The sequence below is a fragment of the Microbacterium sp. M1A1_1b genome (assembly GCF_053345565.1).
The window spans coordinates 174,140-190,444 of sequence record NZ_JBKFAJ010000002.1; the positions used below are offsets into that span (position 1 = coordinate 174,140).

Genomic DNA, 16,305 nt, shown 5'->3' on the forward strand with positions numbered 1-16,305 from the left:
GTCAGGGCCGGGCGAACCGGTGCACGTGTGTGACGTACGGCACCCGCACGGTGGGGCCGGACGATGCCGGGGAGCTGTCGAGCAGGTCCTCGACGTCACGCAGCAGCGCCTGGCGGTCGGCCGGTTCCATCACGATGACGTAGCTGCGCGAGGCGATCATGTCGAGGAACGCCGACCGGGACTGTTCGTGCACCCACGGGAACGTCCGGTACTCGTCCTGGGCGAAGGGCTCGCCGACCATCGGCCCGTCGTACGACATGATCCGCGACTCCGGACGCTTGATGCGCTCGCCGAGCTCCGCCGCCCACGGCACGGACTCGTCGCGGATGTTCCACACGAGCCCGAGCACACCGCCGGGCCGCAGGACCCGCGCGACCTCGAGGGCACCGGCGTCGGGGTCGACCCAGTGCCACGACTGCGCGAACGTCACCAGGTCGGCGCTGGCGTCGGGCAGCGGCAACGACTCGCCGGACCCGTCGAGCACCCGCACGTCGGGCAGCGCGACGGTGAGCTGCGCGCGCATCGCCGGATCGGGTTCCACCGCGACGACCTCGGCTGCGCGGGGGAGCAGCGTGCGCGTGAACTTGCCCGTGCCGGCACCGACATCGACGGCGGTTGCGACCAGGTCCGGCGCGAGCCACTGCGCGACCGCGTCGGGGTAGCTGGGGCGGCCTCGCTCGTAGGCGTCGGCCGCTGCTCCGAACGAGTGTGCGTGCTGCTCGAAGGTCATGCCCCGATGCTGTCACGGGTTCCCGTGAGCGGTCACTGGAACCCTCCAACGACTTACAACGATGGAAATGGATGGCAACAGTTGCCAGTCCGTTGCCGTGCACGACAGGGTCGCACCAGGAATCCAACGGAGGAGGCCAGGAGTGACGAAGCTCGACGACCGCGTGCGATCAGCCGCGAAGGGGACCGACGGGACGTCACCGCCGTCCACCGTTCCCCGCCGGAAGACGACCTGGGACCGCATCCGCCGCGACCGTGTCCTGCTCTGGATGGGGCTGCCCGGCGTCGCGCTGCTGCTGGCGTTCCAGTACCTGCCGCTGCTCGGCAACCTGATCGCCTTCCAGGAGTACCTGCCGTTCGTACCGCTCGGCCGCAGCCCCTGGGTGGGCTTCGAGAACTTCGCGGTGGTGTTCAACGGTGACCCGGAGTTCCTCGGCGCACTGCGGAACACGCTCGTCATCACCCTGGTGCAGGTCGTGTTCGTGTTCCCCGCGCCGATCATCCTGGCGCTGATGCTCAACTCGCTGCTGTCCGAGCGGATCAAGCAGGTCGTGCAGTCGATCCTGTACCTGCCGCACTTCCTGTCGTGGGTGATCGTCGTGGCGGTGTTCCAGCAGATCCTGGGCGGCTCGGGGCTGGTCAACAACGCGATCCGGGCGTCGGGCGGCACCGCGATCGACTTCCTCGGCAACCCGCACGGATTCATCGCGCTGCTCACCAGTCAGGTGATCTGGAAGGACACCGGGTGGGCGACGATCCTGTTCCTGGCGGTGCTGAGCCAGATCGACACGAGCCTGTACGAGGCGGCCAAGGTCGACGGGGCAAGCCGGTGGCGGCAGCTCTGGCACGTCACCCTGCCCGGCATGCGGGGCATCATCATCCTGCTGCTGATCCTGCGACTGGGGGACTCGCTCACCGTCGGGTTCGAGCAGATCCTGCTGCAGCAGGCCTCGGTCGGTCGGGGCGCCAGCGAGGTCCTCGACACCTACGTCTACAACAACGGCGTGCTCGGTGGGCAGTGGGGTGTCGCTGCAGCGGTCGGCCTGGTCAAGGGCGTCGTCGGCGTGCTGCTCGTCCTGGGCGCCAACAAGGTCGCGCACGTGTTCGGCGAAGCCGGCGTCTACCAGAAGGAGTCCCGATGACCGCCACCGAGAGCGTCACCGTCCCGCAGACCGGGACGACCGGCGGCCGTCCGAACAAGCACAAGCGCGGCGGACCCGACGCAGCACCCCTCCCCGGACGTCTGCTCACCGGGTTCGTCCTGCTGGTCATCTGCCTGGTCGTGCTGCTGCCGTTCCTGGGCATCGTGTCCACCAGCGTCGCCCCCTCCAGCCAGGTCAACGGCGCCGGCGGGTTCGTGATGTGGCCGACAGGCCTGGACTTCGGTGCGTACGAGAGCATCTTCGCCGGTGGCGTCGTCACCCGGGCGCTCGTGGTCAGCATCGGGATCACGGTCGTCGGTACGCTGATCAGCCTGTTCGTCACCGCGATGCTCGCGTACGCCCTGAGTCGTCCGGGGTCGTACGGGCACGGGGTCGTGCTCAGCCTGGTGCTCGTCAGCCTGCTGTTCGCGCCGGGACTCATCCCGAACTACCTGGTCGTCAAGCAGTTCGGGCTGCTCGACTCGTACTGGGCGCTGATCCTGCCGACGGCGCTCAGCGCGTTCAACGTCATCGTGATGCGGTCGTTCTTCATGGCGATCCCGCGGGAGCTCATCGAGTCCGCCCGCATCGACGGTGCCGGCGACTTCGGGGTGTTCCTGCGGATCGTGCTGCCGCTGTCGAAGGCCGTCCTCGCCGTGATCGGGTTGTTCTACGCCGTCGGCTACTGGAACGCGTTCTTCAACGCGCTGCTGTACATCAACGACACCGCGAAGTGGCCGCTGCAGCTCGTGCTCCGCACCTACGTCATCAACAACGCGCAGCTCGGTGGCGCCGACCTCGGCACCAGCTCCGATGCGCTGCCCCCGCAGGCCTCGATCCAGATGGCGATCCTCGTGGTCTCCATCGTCCCCATCCTCATCGTCTACCCGTTCCTGCAGCGACACTTCGCCAAGGGTGTCCTGACCGGAGCGGTGAAGGGCTGACGCCGTGACCGACCACCACAGCGGCCTGAGCCGCCGCGCGCTCATCGCGACCGGTCTCGGTGTCGCAGCCACGAGCCTCCTGGCCGGCTGTGACACCGTGACCCGCTCCACCGACATCAGGGCCATCAACAAACCCGTCACGCTGCCCGACTACGTGCCGTGGACCGGCGGGCCCGAGCCGGTGCTGCCGAAGACCAGTGCGCTCATGCCGAGCGCGTTCCGGAAGCTGCCCAGCACCCTCGTGCCCACCGCGAAGGTACCCGGTGACGGGTCGACCCTGCACGGCAGCGTGCCGACGAACTCGCCGGTTCCGCCGGCCAAGGGCAGCAACCGGTACTGGCAGGGACTCGACCAGCGGATGGGTGTCGACCTCGACCTGACCATCACGCCGAACGCCGACTGGGGCAACAAGTTCGCCACCCAGGTCGCCGGGGACACCCTCGGCGACGTGTTCACCGTGTTCGGCACGTTCTCGTACCTGCCGCAGTTCCTCGAGGCCAAGGCGCAGAACCTGACCACGTACCTGTCCGGCAGCGGCATCCGCGACTGGCCGTACCTGGCGAACCTGCCGACCGCGTCGTGGCGGGGCACCGTGTTCTCCGGCGGGATCTACGGCGTGCCCGTCCCGCGTGGGCCGCTCACCACCGGGGTGCTGCACCGGCGCCAGGACCTGTTCGACCGGCTCGGCGTCGACCCGTCGTTCTCGAGCGTCGACGAGTTCACCGCGCTGTGCCGCACGCTCACCGACCAGAACAGGAACCGCTGGGCGCTCGGCTCGGTGCCGACGAACATCCTGGCGTCGATGCTCGGCGTGCCCAACCAGTGGGACGAGCAGGGCGGCCGGCTCACCCACATGTACGAGGTCGACCAGTACCAGGACATGCTCGAACTGTCGCGGAAGCTGCTGGCAGACGGACTCGTGCACCCGGACAGCGTCACCGCCTACAACGGCAAGGTCTGGTTCGTGCAGGGCTCGGCCGTGATGCTGCAGGACAGCTACAGCGCGATCCCGGGGTTGCTGCAGCAGGCGGAGCCGGGCAGCGGGTTCGCCATGACCCAGGCGCCGTTCGTCGGGCCGTCCGGCGCGAAGCCGAAGCCCTGGCTCGGCGATCCGAACAACGCGATCACCGCGCTCGCCGCCGGCAACGAGGACCGCATCCGCATGGTCCTCGACGTGCTGAACTGGTGCGCGTCGCCATTCGGCACCGAGGCCTGGACCTACCGCAAGTTCGGCATCGAGGGCCGCGACTTCGAGTACCGCGACGGCGCACCCGTCCTGACCAAGACCGGCAACAGCGAGACCGCGCTCGGCGAGTTCCCGCTGCAGTACTTCACCGAGTGTCCGCTCCCGCTGTTCTACGCCGGGTTCCCGGACATGACCGAGGTCGTCTACGACTCGTTGGCATCGTGGCTCGACGACGGGATCACGAACCCCACGTACGGCCTGTACTCGCCGACGAACTCCACCAAGGGACCGGCGGTCGGCACGTTCGCGACGAACGCGATCAACGACGTGCTGCTCGGCCGTGCACCGGTGTCGTCGTGGAAGGACACGGTGCGTGAGTGGCGCCGCCGCGGCGGCGACGCGATGCGTCGGGAGTTCGAGCAGGCACTCGCGGCGCGCGCCGGCTCCTGAACTGGACCGCCCGCCGGACGGGAGGCTCGGTGCGGGCCCGCCCCGCGCCTCCTGTCCGGTGGTGGACCGGACCACCCTGACCAGGATCGCGATCGCGCCGGTGGCCGATCCGGTTCCCGGACCCCGAGGATCGTCGACCGGATCGGCCAACGCCGCTCAGGCGAGCCAGGTCGGCTCGGCGAACAGTTGCCCGACCTCGGTCAGCAGGCGCGAGGTGTGGAACCCGTCGGCGGCCGCGTGGTGGACCTGCACGGACAGCGGCAGCAGGGTGCGCCCACCTTCGTCGTGGTGTCCGCCAATCGTGATGATCGGCAGCAGGTGGTCCCAGCCCTCGCGGACCTGCAGCGAGAACCCCGAGAACGACGCCCACGGCAGCGTCGACACGTCGAACAGGTTCGCCGGGCGAGGCTGCTGGGGGAACATCGTCGTCGCTGAGCGGTGGATCGTCATGGCCTCGACCGCGGCGTCGTGGAAGGCGTCGAAGTCCGGGTCGTACGGCACGAACACCGCGCAGAACGTCTCACGCTCGGGGTTGAACACCGTGAAGGCCGGGTGCACGACGTCCCACGCGGCGGGGGAGCGGTCGGGCAGCAGCGTCATCCGGAACTCGCGGTGGGCGTTGACGGCCGTGGACAGCGCCCAGATCTGGGACGCGTACGTGCGGCGGCCGGTGCGACGGACCTCGGCGATGAAGTCGGTGACGTCCACCTGCACGGTGAGCTCGTAGCGGCAGGGGACCTGGTCGCGGTAGTACGCGAAGTGCTCGCGGCGGGCCCAGGTGTCGAGGTCGATCGGTGTCGGTGCCGGTTCGGCGGTCATGCACCCATCCTGACATGCACCGCGCGAGCACCCTTGTGCAACGTGTGGAGTTCTGGCATGTTGAGTACGAGACAGGGAGGACTCATGAGGAAATCGATCAGCGCGCTCGCCTCGGGCAACGTGCTCACGTCGTGGGGGATGATCTGCTCGTCGGGCAATCCGACGTGGAAGTGAGGTGCGTGGGTGGTCGACCCGAAGCGGTACCTGCCATTCGAACCGGCGCCACTCCGAGCGCTGGAAGGCCGTCTCGGTAACGCCGTCGCCGTTCCCACGAGCACGCCGGACTTCGAGCCTGCGGGAGTCGGGTACGCAGGAGTGGACGGCGCAGTGCAGTACGTCGACGTCTTCGTCTTCGACCATGGCGCGAACCGACGTGACGACGCCTGGCACTGGCCTCGGGTCCGGACGGAGTCGATGGAGTCCCGCGACACTCCGGTTGATGCGCTCGAGCGGGCCGCGCTCGAGTTCATGCAGAACGTGCTGCGCGGCGACTCGATCGACGAGGACGTCATGCTCGCTGTCGAGCGCGAGTCTGAGCACCGACTTCGTGCGAGTCCGCGAAGCGGCACCATGCTCACGCTGAACGGACGCTCGGTCCGCGGCCGACGGATCTCCTGGGGTGACTACTGGTTCACGGGAGTCGACACGGGAGACCCTGCGGTCACCGTCCTGGTGCTCGGGCCGACCTCGTGGGCTCCGCAGTTGGAGCGGATTCCTTCGTAGGGTGGAGACGTGCCGGGTCTCGATCGTGTCCTCGTGACGAAGCCGACGGTGGTGCTGGTGAGTGGCGCTCCCGGCAGCGGCAAGACGACACTCGCTGCGGCCCTCGCGCAGCGTCTCGGGTGGCCGCGGGTGAACCGCGACGAGCTGTACGCCGGGCTGATGGCTTCCGGCGCGCTGTCGCGCGACGAGGTCGTCCCGCACGGGGTCCGGCTGTTCTGGGACATCGCCGCCGCGTACGCCGCCGCAGGGTGCAGCGTCATCGCCGACGCCACGCTCTACCGCGACCAGTCCGAGGCCGACGTCCGGTCGACGCTGGACCCCGTCGGCGCCGTGCTGAACGTGCATTGCCGCAGCGTCGCGGCGATGGACCGGTTCGTCGCGCGCGGGCACGATGCCGTGCTGAACGACCGGGTCCGACGGAACCTGCCGCGGGTGTCGTCGCCGCCGGACCTCGGCTGCCCGGTGCTCGAGGTGGACACCACGGACGGCTACGCACCCGAGCTCGACGCCGTCGTCGCGTGGGTGCGGCGGCAGGGAGCAGCCGGCTAGGGGACCTCGTCCGCCGGTGCAGCGCGGGAGTCCGGGCCGCCGGGTCCGTCGAGCATCGGACGGAGCGTCGTCACCAGGGCTGCCGAACTCGCGGTGTCCGGCCCGAACCACGCGTTGCTCGCCAGCACGACCGGGTACGCCTGTGCGAGCACTGCCCGACCGTCGTCGGTGAGCACGATCCGCGAGCGACGGCCCCGACCACGTTCAGTCCCGCGGTCGATGAGCCCGCGATCCGCGAGTGTGGCAACGAGCGCGGTCACGCTCTGTGGCCTGACCCCGACGGCCCGGGCCAGGTCGGCCTGCGCCAGGCCGGCCGGGGCGGGGTCGGCCGCGGTGTCCTCCGTCGCCGCGAGCTGGACCAGCACGCCGAACTCCACGGGGGTCAGGTCGAGCGGCGCGAGCACGTCTGCGAGCCGCCGTGCGAGCACCCGGGCTGCGCGGATGACGCTCCAGGCGGCGATCGCGTCGACGTCGTCGCGCGTCGGGGAGAACGGGTCGTGCATGCAGCGATGGTACCGGCGTAGGCTCTGGTATCAGGAAACTGATACAAGGAGGAACCATGACCGGAGTGGTGGCCATCACCGGCGTGACCGGTGACGTCGGTGGCAAGACGCTGGCGATCCTGGACGGCGCAGGAGTGACCGTGCGCGCGATCGTCCGCCGACCGGCACAGGCCGAGGAGCTGGCTGCGCGGGGCATCGACGCGCGGATCGCCGACCTGGGGGACCGTGCCGCACTGGCGCGCGCGTTCACGGGGGTCGACCAGCTGTTCCTCGTCACCGCGGCGACGCAGCAGCAGGAAGCGCACGGTACGAACGCCGTCCACGCGGCGAAGGACGCGGGGGTCCGCGCGATCGTGCAGCTCTCCGGGGGTGATGCCGCCGAACACTCACCGATGCCGTGGGCGAGTGCGATCGCGCGCATCGACGCCGTCGTCCGGGCGAGCGGGCTGGCGCGGACGATCCTGCACCCCTCGGGGTTCATGACGAACCTGGAGTCCTCGGGCCCGGCGCTGCGGCGGGGGTTCTTCCCGCAGACGATGGGCCGCGGGGTCATCGGCTGGATCGACACCGCCGACATCGCCCGCGTGGCCGCGACCGTCCTGCAGCATGGCGAGCACGACGGCGCCGAGCCCGTGCTGACCGGTCCGGCGCTCCTCGACGGCCGGGGCGTCGCACGGGAACTGTCCGTGGGGCTCGGACGCCGTGTGCGGTACGTGCACCTGCCGAGCCGGGTGTTCGCCGGTGTGCTCCGGCTGAGCGGGGTCCCCGCGTGGCAGGCCGAGGGACTGCGGCAGCAGTTCGGCCGGGTCGCCCGACGGGGGCTGGACGGGGTGGACGTCCTGACCGACCAGGTCGAGCGGATCACCGGGACACCAGCTCGACCGATGTCGGCGTGGGCGCGGGACCGCCGCGCGGTGCTGCTCGGGCACGACTGAGCCGGGTCGACCGGACAGCGGCGGGCGGTGTCGGGCTCAGGCGAACCCGTCGAGGGCCGCGGTCAGTGCCGCGCTCTCCCGCGCTCCGCCGTGGCCTTCGTCCTCGACGATCGTCAGGGTGCTCGCCGGCCACCGTCGGTGCAGCAACCACGGGGTGCGAGCCGGGCCGCTGACGTCACGGCGACCGTGCACGAGCGCCGCCGGGACGGCGGCGAGCTCGGCCGCCCGCGCCAGCACCGCCCGGTCGCCCGGCAGGAACGCGTCGTTCGCCCAGTACCGGGTGACCAGCGTGGCGAACGCCAGCCGGGCCTCCTGGCCGAGGTGTCCGCGACCACGGATCGACGGGTCGTCCAGCGAGACGTGCACGCTCTCCCACCGGTCCCACTCCGCCGCCGCAGCGTCGCGGTCCGCCGCGTCGTCACCGGCGAGTCGGCGGGCGTACGCCTCGACGACGCGCTCACCGGGGCGGCGGTGGGACGCCCGCTCGAACCGGTCCCAGTCCTCGGGGAACAGCCGACCGACGCCCTCGGTGATCCAGTCCACCTCGTCACGTCCCGTCGTCGTCACGGCCATCAGCGCGAGTGCTCGGACGCGCTCGCGGTGTTCGAGGGCGTAGGCGAGCGCCAGGGTCGTGCCCCAGGAGATGCCCGCGACCACCCAGGTGGCGATCCTGAGCGTCTGACGCACCTGTTCGAGGTCGGCGATCAACCGGCCGGTCGTGTGGTCCGCCAGCCGCGCCCGTGAGTCCAGCACGGTCGGGGTGCTGCGACCGTTGGCACGCTGGTCGATCCCGATCAGCCGGTAGCGTTCCGGGTCGAAGTGGGTGCGGTACCAGCCGGACCCGAGCGAGCCGCCCGGGCCGCCGTGCAACCACAGCGCCGGCGTGCCGTCCGGCGTGCCCGACTCCTCGACGTACAGCGCGGCACCGTCGTCGGTGGTGATCGTCGTCGTCCGGTACGGCTCGATGCGGGGGTACGGCACGTCAGGAGGCGTGCAGTGTCGACCACTGCCGGAACGGTGCGGTCGCGTCCTCGACGGTGACCTGCTCGGCAGACAGCGTCCGCTCGTGCGCGGGCTTGGTGTACTCGCCGTAGAACGTGTCGAGGGTCATCAGGCGGTTGCCGTCCTCGTAGTGCTCGGACTCCTGGTCACGACTGGCGGCGAACACGACCCGGTCCGGCTGCGCGTAGTACAGCGCGCCCAGGCACATCGGGCACGGGTACGCGGTGACGTAGACGTCCAGCCCGGTCAGGTCGCTCACGCCCATCTCGGCCGCCAGCCGGATCGCGGTGATCTCGGCGTGCGCGGTCGGGTCGCCGGACTGCGTCACCTGGTTCGCCGCCTCGACCAGGACCTTGCCGTCGCGGACGATCAGGCACGCGAAGGGCTTGCCGCCCTCGCGGACGTTCTGCACGGCGCGGGCGACGACCCGCTCGGCGAAGCGGGTGTCGAGGTCGGGGGTGCTCATGCGGTGGCGGACGGTTCGGGCTGGCTCGCCGGCTCGGCCTGGCTCGCCGGCTCGGGTGCGAACTGCTCGACCAGGGCGCGCTTCAGCACCTTGCCGCTCGGGCCGAGGGGCAGCGCGTCGACGATGTGCACGACACGGGGGAACTTGTACGCGGCGATCTCGTCGGACACGTGCTTGACGAGCTCCTCGGGGGTCGCGGTGGCACCGGCACGCAGCACGACGGCCGCTTCGATCTCCTGGCCGTGCACCTCGTGCGGCACGCCGAACACGGCCGCCATCGTGACGTCGGGGTGGGTCGCCAGGACCTCTTCGACCTGCCGGGGGTAGACGTTGTAGCCGTTGCGGATGATCATGTCCTTGGTGCGGTCGACGATCGTCAGGTAGCCCTCGTCGTCCTTCGTGCCGAGGTCACCCGTCCGGAACCAGCCGTCGACGATCGCGGCCGCCGTGTCCTCGGGCCGGTCCAGGTACCCGTTCATCAGGTTGTGCCCGCGGATCACCAGCTCGCCGATCTCGCCGTGGGGCATCAGCACGATGCGGTCCGCGACGGTCGGGTCCGCGATCTCGATGTCGACGCCCCACACCGGCGTCCCGATGGTGCCGGGGTGCGGGGGCGTGCCGACGTGGTTGAACGACGCGACCGGCGAGGTCTCGGTCAGCCCGTACCCCTCGTGGATGGGCGCGTCGAACACGGTCTGGAACTTCTGCAGGACCGCCAACGGCAGCGAGGCGCCTCCTGAGATCGCGTAGCGCAGGCTCGGCCGGGCCTCGGTGCGCGTCGCGGCGTCGAGGAGCGCCATGTACATGGTCGGCACGCCCATGAAGATCTCGCACTCGTGCTCGACCATCGCGGCCAGGGCGGAGTCACCGTCGAACTTCGGCAGCATCACGATCGTCGCGCCCACCCGGAACCCGGTGTTCATCGTGCAGGTCTGCCCGAACGTGTGGAACAGCGGCAGCGCACCCAGCAGCACGTCGCCGCGGTGCATGTCGAACGTGGTCATCAGGTTCGTGTTGACCTGCTCGAGCAGCGCGAAGTGCGAGCCCTCGGCGCCCTTCGGCTGGCCGGTGGTGCCGCTGGTGTACAGGATGGTCGCGGTGTCGAACGGGTCGCGGGGCACGTACCGGTCGAGCGGCGTGGCGGACTGGGCCAGGGCCTCCAGTCGGTCCGGCGCGGCTGCGCCGTCTGTGGTCGCGTCGCCGGTCGGCGCTCCGCCCGCCGTCGCTCCGCCCGCCGTCGTTCCGCCCGCCGTCGTTCCGCCCGCCGTCGCTCCGCCTGGAGGCGCGAGCACGGTCACGACGTCGACTCCCGCCAGGGCTGCTCCCGCGGCTCCCTCGCCCAGCAATGGCGCTGCGCAGACCAGCAGCGTCGCGTCGCTGTCGCGGAGCACGTACTCGATCTCGCGGCGCTTCAGCAGCGCGTGCACCGGCACCGCCACGGCCCCGAGGGCGAGCGTGGCGTAGTAGACGCGCGGGAAGTCCGCGACGTTCGGCAGGAGCATCGCGACCCGGGCGCCCTCGGTGACACCCCGTTCGCGCAGCGCTCCGGCGTAGGCGAGCGTCTCGGCCCACAGCTCGGCGTAGGTGGTGTGCTGGTCCCCGACGATCAGGGCGACGTCGTCCGGGAACCGGGCCGCCGACTCGGCGAGGATCGCGGCGACGGAGGCCGTGGCCTGCGTTCGACGGGGGCTGGCGGTGGGCTGGATGGCGTTCATGCCGATCTCCGTCTCCGATGACGAGTGGTGCTCGACCACCCTACGACCGACAGGTGTGGGATCGGTGACCCCTGTGCGGGGCGGGGTGTTGCCCGTCTGCGCGTCAGTCGTTCGGGTGGATCAGGCAGAACGGGTGCCCGGCGGGGTCGAGGAAGACGCGGAACGTCTCCGTGCCCGAGCCTGTCGCGGTCGCCCCGATCGCCAGGACCGCCTGTTCGCCGGCATCGAGGTCGTCGACCTTGACGTCCAGGTGCACCTGCTGCGGGGTGTCCTGCCCGGGCCAGACCGGTGCCGTGTAGTCGTCGACGCGCTGGAACGCCACGAGGGGGCGGTGTCCCTCGATCGGCAGGACCACTTCGGCCCAGTCCTCGTCGTACCCGACGATCTCACCCCCGAGCAGCTCCGCGTAGAACCGTGCGAGTGCCCGTGTGTCCGGGCAGTCGAGGACGATGACGTCGAGGGTGCCGATCATGCCGGTGAGGGTAGTCCTCAGCGGGCGGCGGTTCACTGGCTGCATGACCGATGCGTTCTTCTCGCCCGCGCTGGCGACGTTCTTCCGGGGTCTCGCCGCGCACAACGACAGCGCGTGGTTCGAGGAACACCGCGACGACTGGGAACGGCACGTCCGCGACCCGATGGAGTCGCTGTTGCACGAGGCCGAGCGGCGGTACGGCCCCGGACGGGTGCTCCGGCAACACCGCGACCTGCGGTTCACACCGGACAAGCGCCCGTACCGCGAGGACACCGGGCTCACGGCCGGTGGCGTCTACCTGAGCGCCGGTGTGGACGGGCTGCAGGTCGGCGGCGGGTTGTACGAACCCGCGCGGGCGCAGCTGTCGGCCGCCCGGACGGTGATCGACGAGCGACCGCACGCGGCGGCAGCGCTGCAGCATGCGCTCGACGAGCTGACCGACGCCGGGTACGACATCGCCGGGCCGCCGCTGAAGACCGCGCCGCGAGGGTACGCAGCGGACCACCCGCGGATCGAGCTGTTGCGGATGCAGCACTACGCGGCGCTGGTCCACCTGCCGCTGGCGAGTCCGCTCGACGACATCGTGGCGGCGTGGGAGCGGGTGCAGCCGCTGGTGCGGTGGACGGTGAAGTGGGCCCGGGCGGACGATCCCCAGGCCAGCGACGACCCGGCACCGCCCGTGCCGGGAGCGCGGTCGATCGACGAACGGGCCTGAGTCACCGCTGGTTTCTGGTTCCTGGTTCCTGGTTCCTGGTTCCTGGTTCCTGGTCTCGCCGTCTCGCCGTCTCGCCGTCTCGTCAGCGCGCGGCGGCGGCCAGGGCCTTCGTGATGCGCTGGAGCGAGACCGTCTCGGCGGTCCCGAGTTCCTGCGCGAACAGGCTGAGGCGGAACTCCTCGAGCATCCACCGTGCGTGCACGAGTTCCGGGTGCGAGCCCATGGCGGGTGGGAACGTGCCCCCGGCATCCTCGTAGCGGCCGGTCGCCGCGGCGACCTCGCGCATCCAGGTGGCGTCGCGGCCGGGGTTCTGCAGGAGCTTCGTCACGCGGGCTTCCACGCCCTGCAGGTAGACGCGGATGCGCCGGAGCCGTCCGAGCCCCGCCACCGCGACGAACCCGGGGAACACCAGACGGTCGAGCTGCTGGCGCATGTCGTTGAGTGCGGGCAGCAGCGCCATGCTGTTCGCCTGCTTCAGCGCACGATCGGCGCCCCGGAGCGCCGTCAGCACCGCGGCGACCTCGGACACCGCGGCGAACATCGTGTCCACCACCGACGAGGACACGGCATCGCGGACCGACTCGAACTCGGCGCGCGTGAACAGGACGCCGTCGGGGTGGACCGCGCGGATGCCGGCGTCGACCACGGCCGCCAGGACGTCGTCGAACAGCGCGTTCGTCGACGGGTACGGGCTGGCCGCGAGCGCCAGTTTCTCCTGCGCGGTCAGGTGCGACTGGATGTAGGACACGGGCGACGGCACCGCGAGCATCACCAGGCGTCGGACCCCGGCGGGCATCCGGACGGCGCGGTCACCGGGCGTCGCCAGCAGCTGGACGCCGACGGTCGCCTTCGGCCCGGTGCCCTCTTCGACGAGCGCCGGGTACGCGCGGATCACGCCGCCCGCCTGACGGGTGTCGAGGACCTGCGGCAGATTGGTGTCCGGCCACGCGACGAGACCGGAGCGCTCGATGCGCCTGTCGGGTGCGGCGTCGGCGGCCCGCCCGGCTCCGCGTCCGCGTCCATCGCGCTGGGTGGCCGCGGCGACGCTCTGCTGGGTGCGGTCCTTGAGCTTGGTCTGCAGCGCGGACAGGTCCTTGCCCGCCTCGACCCGTCGCCCGCGTTCGTCGACGACGGCGTAGGTCGGCAGCAGGTGGGCCGGGACCCGCGTCATGTCGAAGTCGGCTTCGGTCACCGGCACGTAGGTCATGCGCTGGATGGTCTTCGCCAGGGTCGCCCGGAAGCTCTCGGTGGGTTCGGTCGGGGCGTCGTCGGGCAGCTCGTCGACGATCTTCTCGGCCCAGTCGGCAGCCGGCACGACGTTCTTCCGGATCTGCTTCGGCAGCGCCTTGATGAGCGCGGTCACCAGGTCACGACGGAGCCCGCGCACCTGCCAGTCGAACCCTTCCTCGCGCATGCGCGGCAACAGCGCGATCGGGACCTGCACGCTCACGCCGTCGTCCTCGGCACCGGGCTCGAACCGGTACCGCACCGCCAGCCGCTGGTCGCCGGAGCGCCACTCGGTCGGGTACTCGGCACCGTCTTCGGCAGCCGAGGCAGCCGACTCGTCGAGCAGGTCCTCGCGCTGCATCGTCAGCAGATCGGGTTGCTCGCGTCGGGTCCGGCGCCACCAGCCCTCGAAGTCGCGGGTCGTGGCGACTTCGGCCGGCACGCGGGCGTCGTAGAACTCGTAGACGGTCTCGTCGTCGAGCAGGATGTCCCGGCGTCGGGTGCGTTCCTCGAGCTGTTCGAGTTCGCGCCGGAGCGTGCGGTTCGCGCGGTCGAAGGCCTGCTGCGAGTCCCACTCGCCCTGGATCAGGGCATGCCGGATGAAGAGCTCACGCGCGTGCACGGGGTCGATGCGGGTGTACTGAACCCGTCGGCGCTGGACGATCGGCACGCCGAACAGGGTCACCCGTTCGTAGGCGACGACGGCACCCTGCTTCTTCTCCCAGTGCGGCTCGCCGTAGGTGCGCTTGAGCAGGTCGCCGGCCAGCTGCTCGGTCCAGAGCGGGTCGATCCGGGCTGCGGTCCGTGCGAACAGGCGGCTCGTCTCGACGAGCTCGGCGGCCATCACGGCGTCGGGCTGCTTCTTCGCCAGGACGCTGCCCGGGAACAGGACGAACCGGGTGTTCCGCGACCCGAGGTAGTCGCGCTTCTCGCGGTCGCGCAGACCGATCTGGCTGAGCAGCCCGGCCAGGAGCGATCGGTGCACGGCGTCGGGATCGTCCTTGCGCTCCGTGGCGACGTGGATGCCGACCTGCTTGGCGGCGCGTGACAGCTGCCGGTACAGGTCCTGCCACTCGCGGATGCGGAGGTAGTTCAGGAACTCGGCCTTGCAGAGCCGTCGGAACGCGCTCGACGACAGTTCGGACTGCTTGTCCTGGATGTGGTTCCACAGCCCCAGCAGCGTCAGGAAGTCGCTCGTCGGGTCGGCGAACCGTGCGTGGAGCTGGTCCGCCTGCGCACGCTTCTCGAGCGGTCGCTCGCGCGGGTCCTGGATGCTCAGAGCGCTGACGATCGCCAGGACTTCGCGTCCGACCCCTTGCCGCCCGGCTTCGAGCACCATGCGGCCGAGCCGTGGGTCGACGGGTAGCCGCGTCAGCTGCCGACCGGACTTCGTGATCGCACCGTCCTGGTCGACTGCCCGCAGTTCGCGCAGCAGGTCGAGGCCGTCCTTGACGCCACGTGAGTCCGGCGGCTGGAGGAAGGGGAACGACTCGATGTCGCCGAACCCGAGCGAGATCATCTGCAGGATGACGGCAGCCAGGTTGGTCCGGAGGATCTCGGGATCGGTGTACTCGGGGCGCCGCCCGAAGTCGTCCTCGGAGTACAGCCGGATCGCGATGCCTGCGCTGGTGCGACCCGCGCGGCCGGAGCGCTGGTTCGCGCTGGCCTGCGAGATGGCCTCGATCGGCAGTCGCTGCACCTTGGCACGCGGGGAGTAGCGCGAGATGCGCGCGGTGCCGGTGTCGATGACGTACTTGATGCCCGGAACGGTCAGCGAGGTCTCGGCGACGTTGGTGGCGAGCACCACGCGACGCCGCACTCCGGGCGTCGACGATCGCTGGAACACCCGGTGCTGGTCGGCCGCGGACAGCCGTCCGTACAGCGGCAGGACCTCGGTGCCCTGGTACCCCTTGCCCTCGATGGCGTCCTGGGCATCGCGGATCTCGTTCTCGCCGGACAGGAACACCAGGACGTCGCCCGGGTCTTCGCGGGCGAGTTCGTCGAGCGCGTCGGTGATGCCGGTCAGGGTGTCGCGGTCGTCCTGGTTGCTGCCCGAGTCCGCCGTCCGGGAATCGGTGTCGTCGTCATCGTCGTCCTCGTCACCGGGTTCTTCGGCGACGAGCGCTCGGTACCGGATCTCGACGGGGTAGGTGCGTCCGGAGACCTCGATGATCGGGGCGCCGCCGAAGTGCTTCGAGAAGGACTCCGGGTCGATCGTCGCACTCGTGATGATGAGCTTCAGGTCGGGGCGACGGGGCAGCAGCCGCTTGAGGTACCCGAGCAGGAAGTCGATCGTCAGTGACCGCTCGTGGGCTTCGTCGATGATGATCGTGTCGTACCGCGTGAGATCGCGGTCGAAGTGGATCTCGTTGAGCAGGATGCCGTCGGTCATCAGCTTGACCCGGGTGTTCGCGCTGACCTTGTCGGTGAAGCGGACCTGGTAGCCGACCAGGTCGCCGAGTTCGCCGCCGAGTTCCTCGGACACGCGCTCGGCGATCGTCCGCGCGGCGATCCGCCGCGGCTGCGTGTGGCCGATGTGCTCGCGGCCCAGCTCGAGGCAGATCTTCGGCAGCTGCGTCGTCTTGCCCGAGCCGGTGGCACCCGCGACGATCACGACCTGGTTGTCGCGGATGGCCGCCGCGATGTCGTCGCGCCGCTGCGAGACCGGCAGCTCGGGCGGGTAGGTGATGACGGCAGGCGTGGGAGACATGAGCATTCCAGGATACCG

At 70.5% G+C, this 16,305-nt stretch carries 15 protein-coding genes; 7 read left to right on the forward strand and 8 right to left on the reverse strand.

The window, feature by feature from the left end; all coding sequences use genetic code 11:
* Window position 1: 1 nt before the first annotated feature.
* Window positions 2-730 (reverse strand): class I SAM-dependent methyltransferase, encoded by a 729-nt coding sequence (locus ACLBWP_RS05435; protein ID WP_447654393.1) that lies wholly within the window; start codon window positions 728-730, stop codon window positions 2-4.
* Between the two features lie 142 nt (window positions 731-872).
* Here ACLBWP_RS05435 and ACLBWP_RS05440 point away from each other — a divergent pair, with 142 nt between their 5' ends.
* Genes ACLBWP_RS05440 through ACLBWP_RS05450 form a run of 3 tightly spaced genes read left to right on the forward strand, consistent with a single transcriptional unit; the run spans window position 873 to window position 4,451 of the window.
* A complete protein-coding gene (locus tag ACLBWP_RS05440) occupies window positions 873-1,871 on the forward strand; it encodes an ABC transporter permease (RefSeq protein WP_243562618.1) in 999 nt (332 codons plus the stop codon).
* On the forward strand, window positions 1,868-2,815 hold the full coding sequence (locus ACLBWP_RS05445; protein ID WP_243562617.1) for a carbohydrate ABC transporter permease: 948 nt from the start codon (window positions 1,868-1,870) through the stop codon (window positions 2,813-2,815). The genes ACLBWP_RS05440 and ACLBWP_RS05445 overlap by 4 nt, the downstream gene beginning before the upstream one ends.
* A 4-nt stretch (window positions 2,816-2,819) precedes the next feature.
* Window positions 2,820-4,451: a hypothetical protein gene (locus ACLBWP_RS05450; RefSeq protein WP_447654395.1), complete on the forward strand. Its 1,632-nt coding sequence runs from the start codon at window positions 2,820-2,822 to the stop codon at window positions 4,449-4,451.
* A gap of 156 nt (window positions 4,452-4,607) precedes the next feature.
* On the opposite strand, the gene ACLBWP_RS05455 is transcribed toward ACLBWP_RS05450, so the two are convergent.
* Window positions 4,608-5,270, reverse strand: a complete 663-nt coding sequence (locus ACLBWP_RS05455) for a CatA-like O-acetyltransferase (RefSeq protein ID WP_447654396.1) — start codon at window positions 5,268-5,270, stop codon at window positions 4,608-4,610.
* A 327-nt stretch (window positions 5,271-5,597) separates the two neighbouring features.
* On the opposite strand from ACLBWP_RS05455, the gene ACLBWP_RS05460 reads away from it, so the two are divergent.
* Together ACLBWP_RS05460 and ACLBWP_RS05465 are read left to right on the forward strand one after the other, a co-directional pair.
* The gene (locus tag ACLBWP_RS05460; protein WP_447654397.1) at window positions 5,598-5,993 is read left to right on the forward strand and encodes a hypothetical protein; all 396 of its coding nucleotides are present in this window, start codon (window positions 5,598-5,600) and stop codon (window positions 5,991-5,993) included.
* Window positions 5,994-6,026: 33 nt separating this feature from the next.
* Window positions 6,027-6,542, forward strand: coding sequence for an AAA family ATPase (locus ACLBWP_RS05465; RefSeq protein WP_447654398.1), 516 nt, complete (start codon window positions 6,027-6,029; stop codon window positions 6,540-6,542).
* Here the strand turns inward: ACLBWP_RS05465 and ACLBWP_RS05470 are convergent.
* Window positions 6,539-7,045: a MarR family winged helix-turn-helix transcriptional regulator gene (locus tag ACLBWP_RS05470; RefSeq protein ID WP_447654399.1), complete on the reverse strand. Its 507-nt coding sequence runs from the start codon at window positions 7,043-7,045 to the stop codon at window positions 6,539-6,541. The genes ACLBWP_RS05465 and ACLBWP_RS05470 overlap by 4 nt on opposite strands.
* Before the next feature lie 56 nt (window positions 7,046-7,101).
* Here ACLBWP_RS05470 and ACLBWP_RS05475 point away from each other — a divergent pair, with 56 nt between their 5' ends.
* Window positions 7,102-7,980, forward strand: a complete 879-nt coding sequence (locus ACLBWP_RS05475) for an NmrA family NAD(P)-binding protein (RefSeq protein ID WP_447654400.1) — start codon at window positions 7,102-7,104, stop codon at window positions 7,978-7,980.
* 36 nt (window positions 7,981-8,016) lie between these two features.
* On the opposite strand, the gene ACLBWP_RS05480 is transcribed toward ACLBWP_RS05475, so the two are convergent.
* The 4 genes from ACLBWP_RS05480 to ACLBWP_RS05495 form a co-directional block, all read right to left on the reverse strand.
* A complete protein-coding gene (locus tag ACLBWP_RS05480; protein WP_447654401.1) occupies window positions 8,017-8,961 on the reverse strand; it encodes an alpha/beta fold hydrolase in 945 nt (314 codons plus the stop codon).
* A 1-nt stretch (window position 8,962) separates the two neighbouring features.
* Window positions 8,963-9,448 carry a nucleoside deaminase gene (locus ACLBWP_RS05485; RefSeq protein ID WP_447654402.1) on the reverse strand — a complete coding sequence of 162 codons (486 nt, stop codon included), beginning with the start codon at window positions 9,446-9,448 and terminating at the stop codon, window positions 8,963-8,965.
* Window positions 9,445-11,163 carry a long-chain-fatty-acid--CoA ligase gene (locus ACLBWP_RS05490; RefSeq protein ID WP_447654403.1) on the reverse strand — a complete coding sequence of 573 codons (1,719 nt, stop codon included), beginning with the start codon at window positions 11,161-11,163 and terminating at the stop codon, window positions 9,445-9,447. The genes ACLBWP_RS05485 and ACLBWP_RS05490 overlap by 4 nt, the downstream gene beginning before the upstream one ends.
* Window positions 11,164-11,266: 103 nt before the next feature.
* The gene (locus tag ACLBWP_RS05495) at window positions 11,267-11,635 is read right to left on the reverse strand and encodes a VOC family protein (protein WP_447654404.1); all 369 of its coding nucleotides are present in this window, start codon (window positions 11,633-11,635) and stop codon (window positions 11,267-11,269) included.
* Between the two features lie 43 nt (window positions 11,636-11,678).
* Here ACLBWP_RS05495 and ACLBWP_RS05500 point away from each other — a divergent pair, with 43 nt between their 5' ends.
* Window positions 11,679-12,350 carry a DUF2461 domain-containing protein gene (locus ACLBWP_RS05500; protein WP_447654405.1) on the forward strand — a complete coding sequence of 224 codons (672 nt, stop codon included), beginning with the start codon at window positions 11,679-11,681 and terminating at the stop codon, window positions 12,348-12,350.
* Between the two features lie 82 nt (window positions 12,351-12,432).
* Here the strand turns inward: ACLBWP_RS05500 and hrpA are convergent, their stop codons facing one another.
* A complete protein-coding gene (gene hrpA / locus ACLBWP_RS05505; RefSeq protein WP_447654406.1) occupies window positions 12,433-16,287 on the reverse strand; it encodes an ATP-dependent RNA helicase HrpA in 3,855 nt (1,284 codons plus the stop codon).
* Between the last annotated feature and the right edge of the window lie 18 nt (window positions 16,288-16,305).

What these genes read in the sequence shown, in the direction of transcription:
- ACLBWP_RS05435 (WP_447654393.1), bottom strand. Translation starts at nt 730, where the DNA reads ATGACCTTCGAGCAGCACGCACACTCGTTCGGAGCAGCGGCCGACGCC.
- ACLBWP_RS05445 (WP_243562617.1), top strand. Translation starts at nt 1,868, where the DNA reads ATGACCGCCACCGAGAGCGTCACCGTCCCGCAGACCGGGACGACCGGC.
- ACLBWP_RS05455 (WP_447654396.1), bottom strand. Translation starts at nt 5,270, where the DNA reads ATGACCGCCGAACCGGCACCGACACCGATCGACCTCGACACCTGGGCC.
- ACLBWP_RS05470 (WP_447654399.1), bottom strand. Translation starts at nt 7,045, where the DNA reads ATGCACGACCCGTTCTCCCCGACGCGCGACGACGTCGACGCGATCGCC.
- ACLBWP_RS05475 (WP_447654400.1), top strand. Translation starts at nt 7,102, where the DNA reads ATGACCGGAGTGGTGGCCATCACCGGCGTGACCGGTGACGTCGGTGGC.
- ACLBWP_RS05485 (WP_447654402.1), bottom strand. Translation starts at nt 9,448, where the DNA reads ATGAGCACCCCCGACCTCGACACCCGCTTCGCCGAGCGGGTCGTCGCC.
- ACLBWP_RS05490 (WP_447654403.1), bottom strand. Translation starts at nt 11,163, where the DNA reads ATGAACGCCATCCAGCCCACCGCCAGCCCCCGTCGAACGCAGGCCACG.
- ACLBWP_RS05495 (WP_447654404.1), bottom strand. Translation starts at nt 11,635, where the DNA reads ATGATCGGCACCCTCGACGTCATCGTCCTCGACTGCCCGGACACACGG.
- ACLBWP_RS05500 (WP_447654405.1), top strand. Translation starts at nt 11,679, where the DNA reads ATGACCGATGCGTTCTTCTCGCCCGCGCTGGCGACGTTCTTCCGGGGT.
- hrpA (WP_447654406.1), bottom strand. Translation starts at nt 16,287, where the DNA reads ATGTCTCCCACGCCTGCCGTCATCACCTACCCGCCCGAGCTGCCGGTC.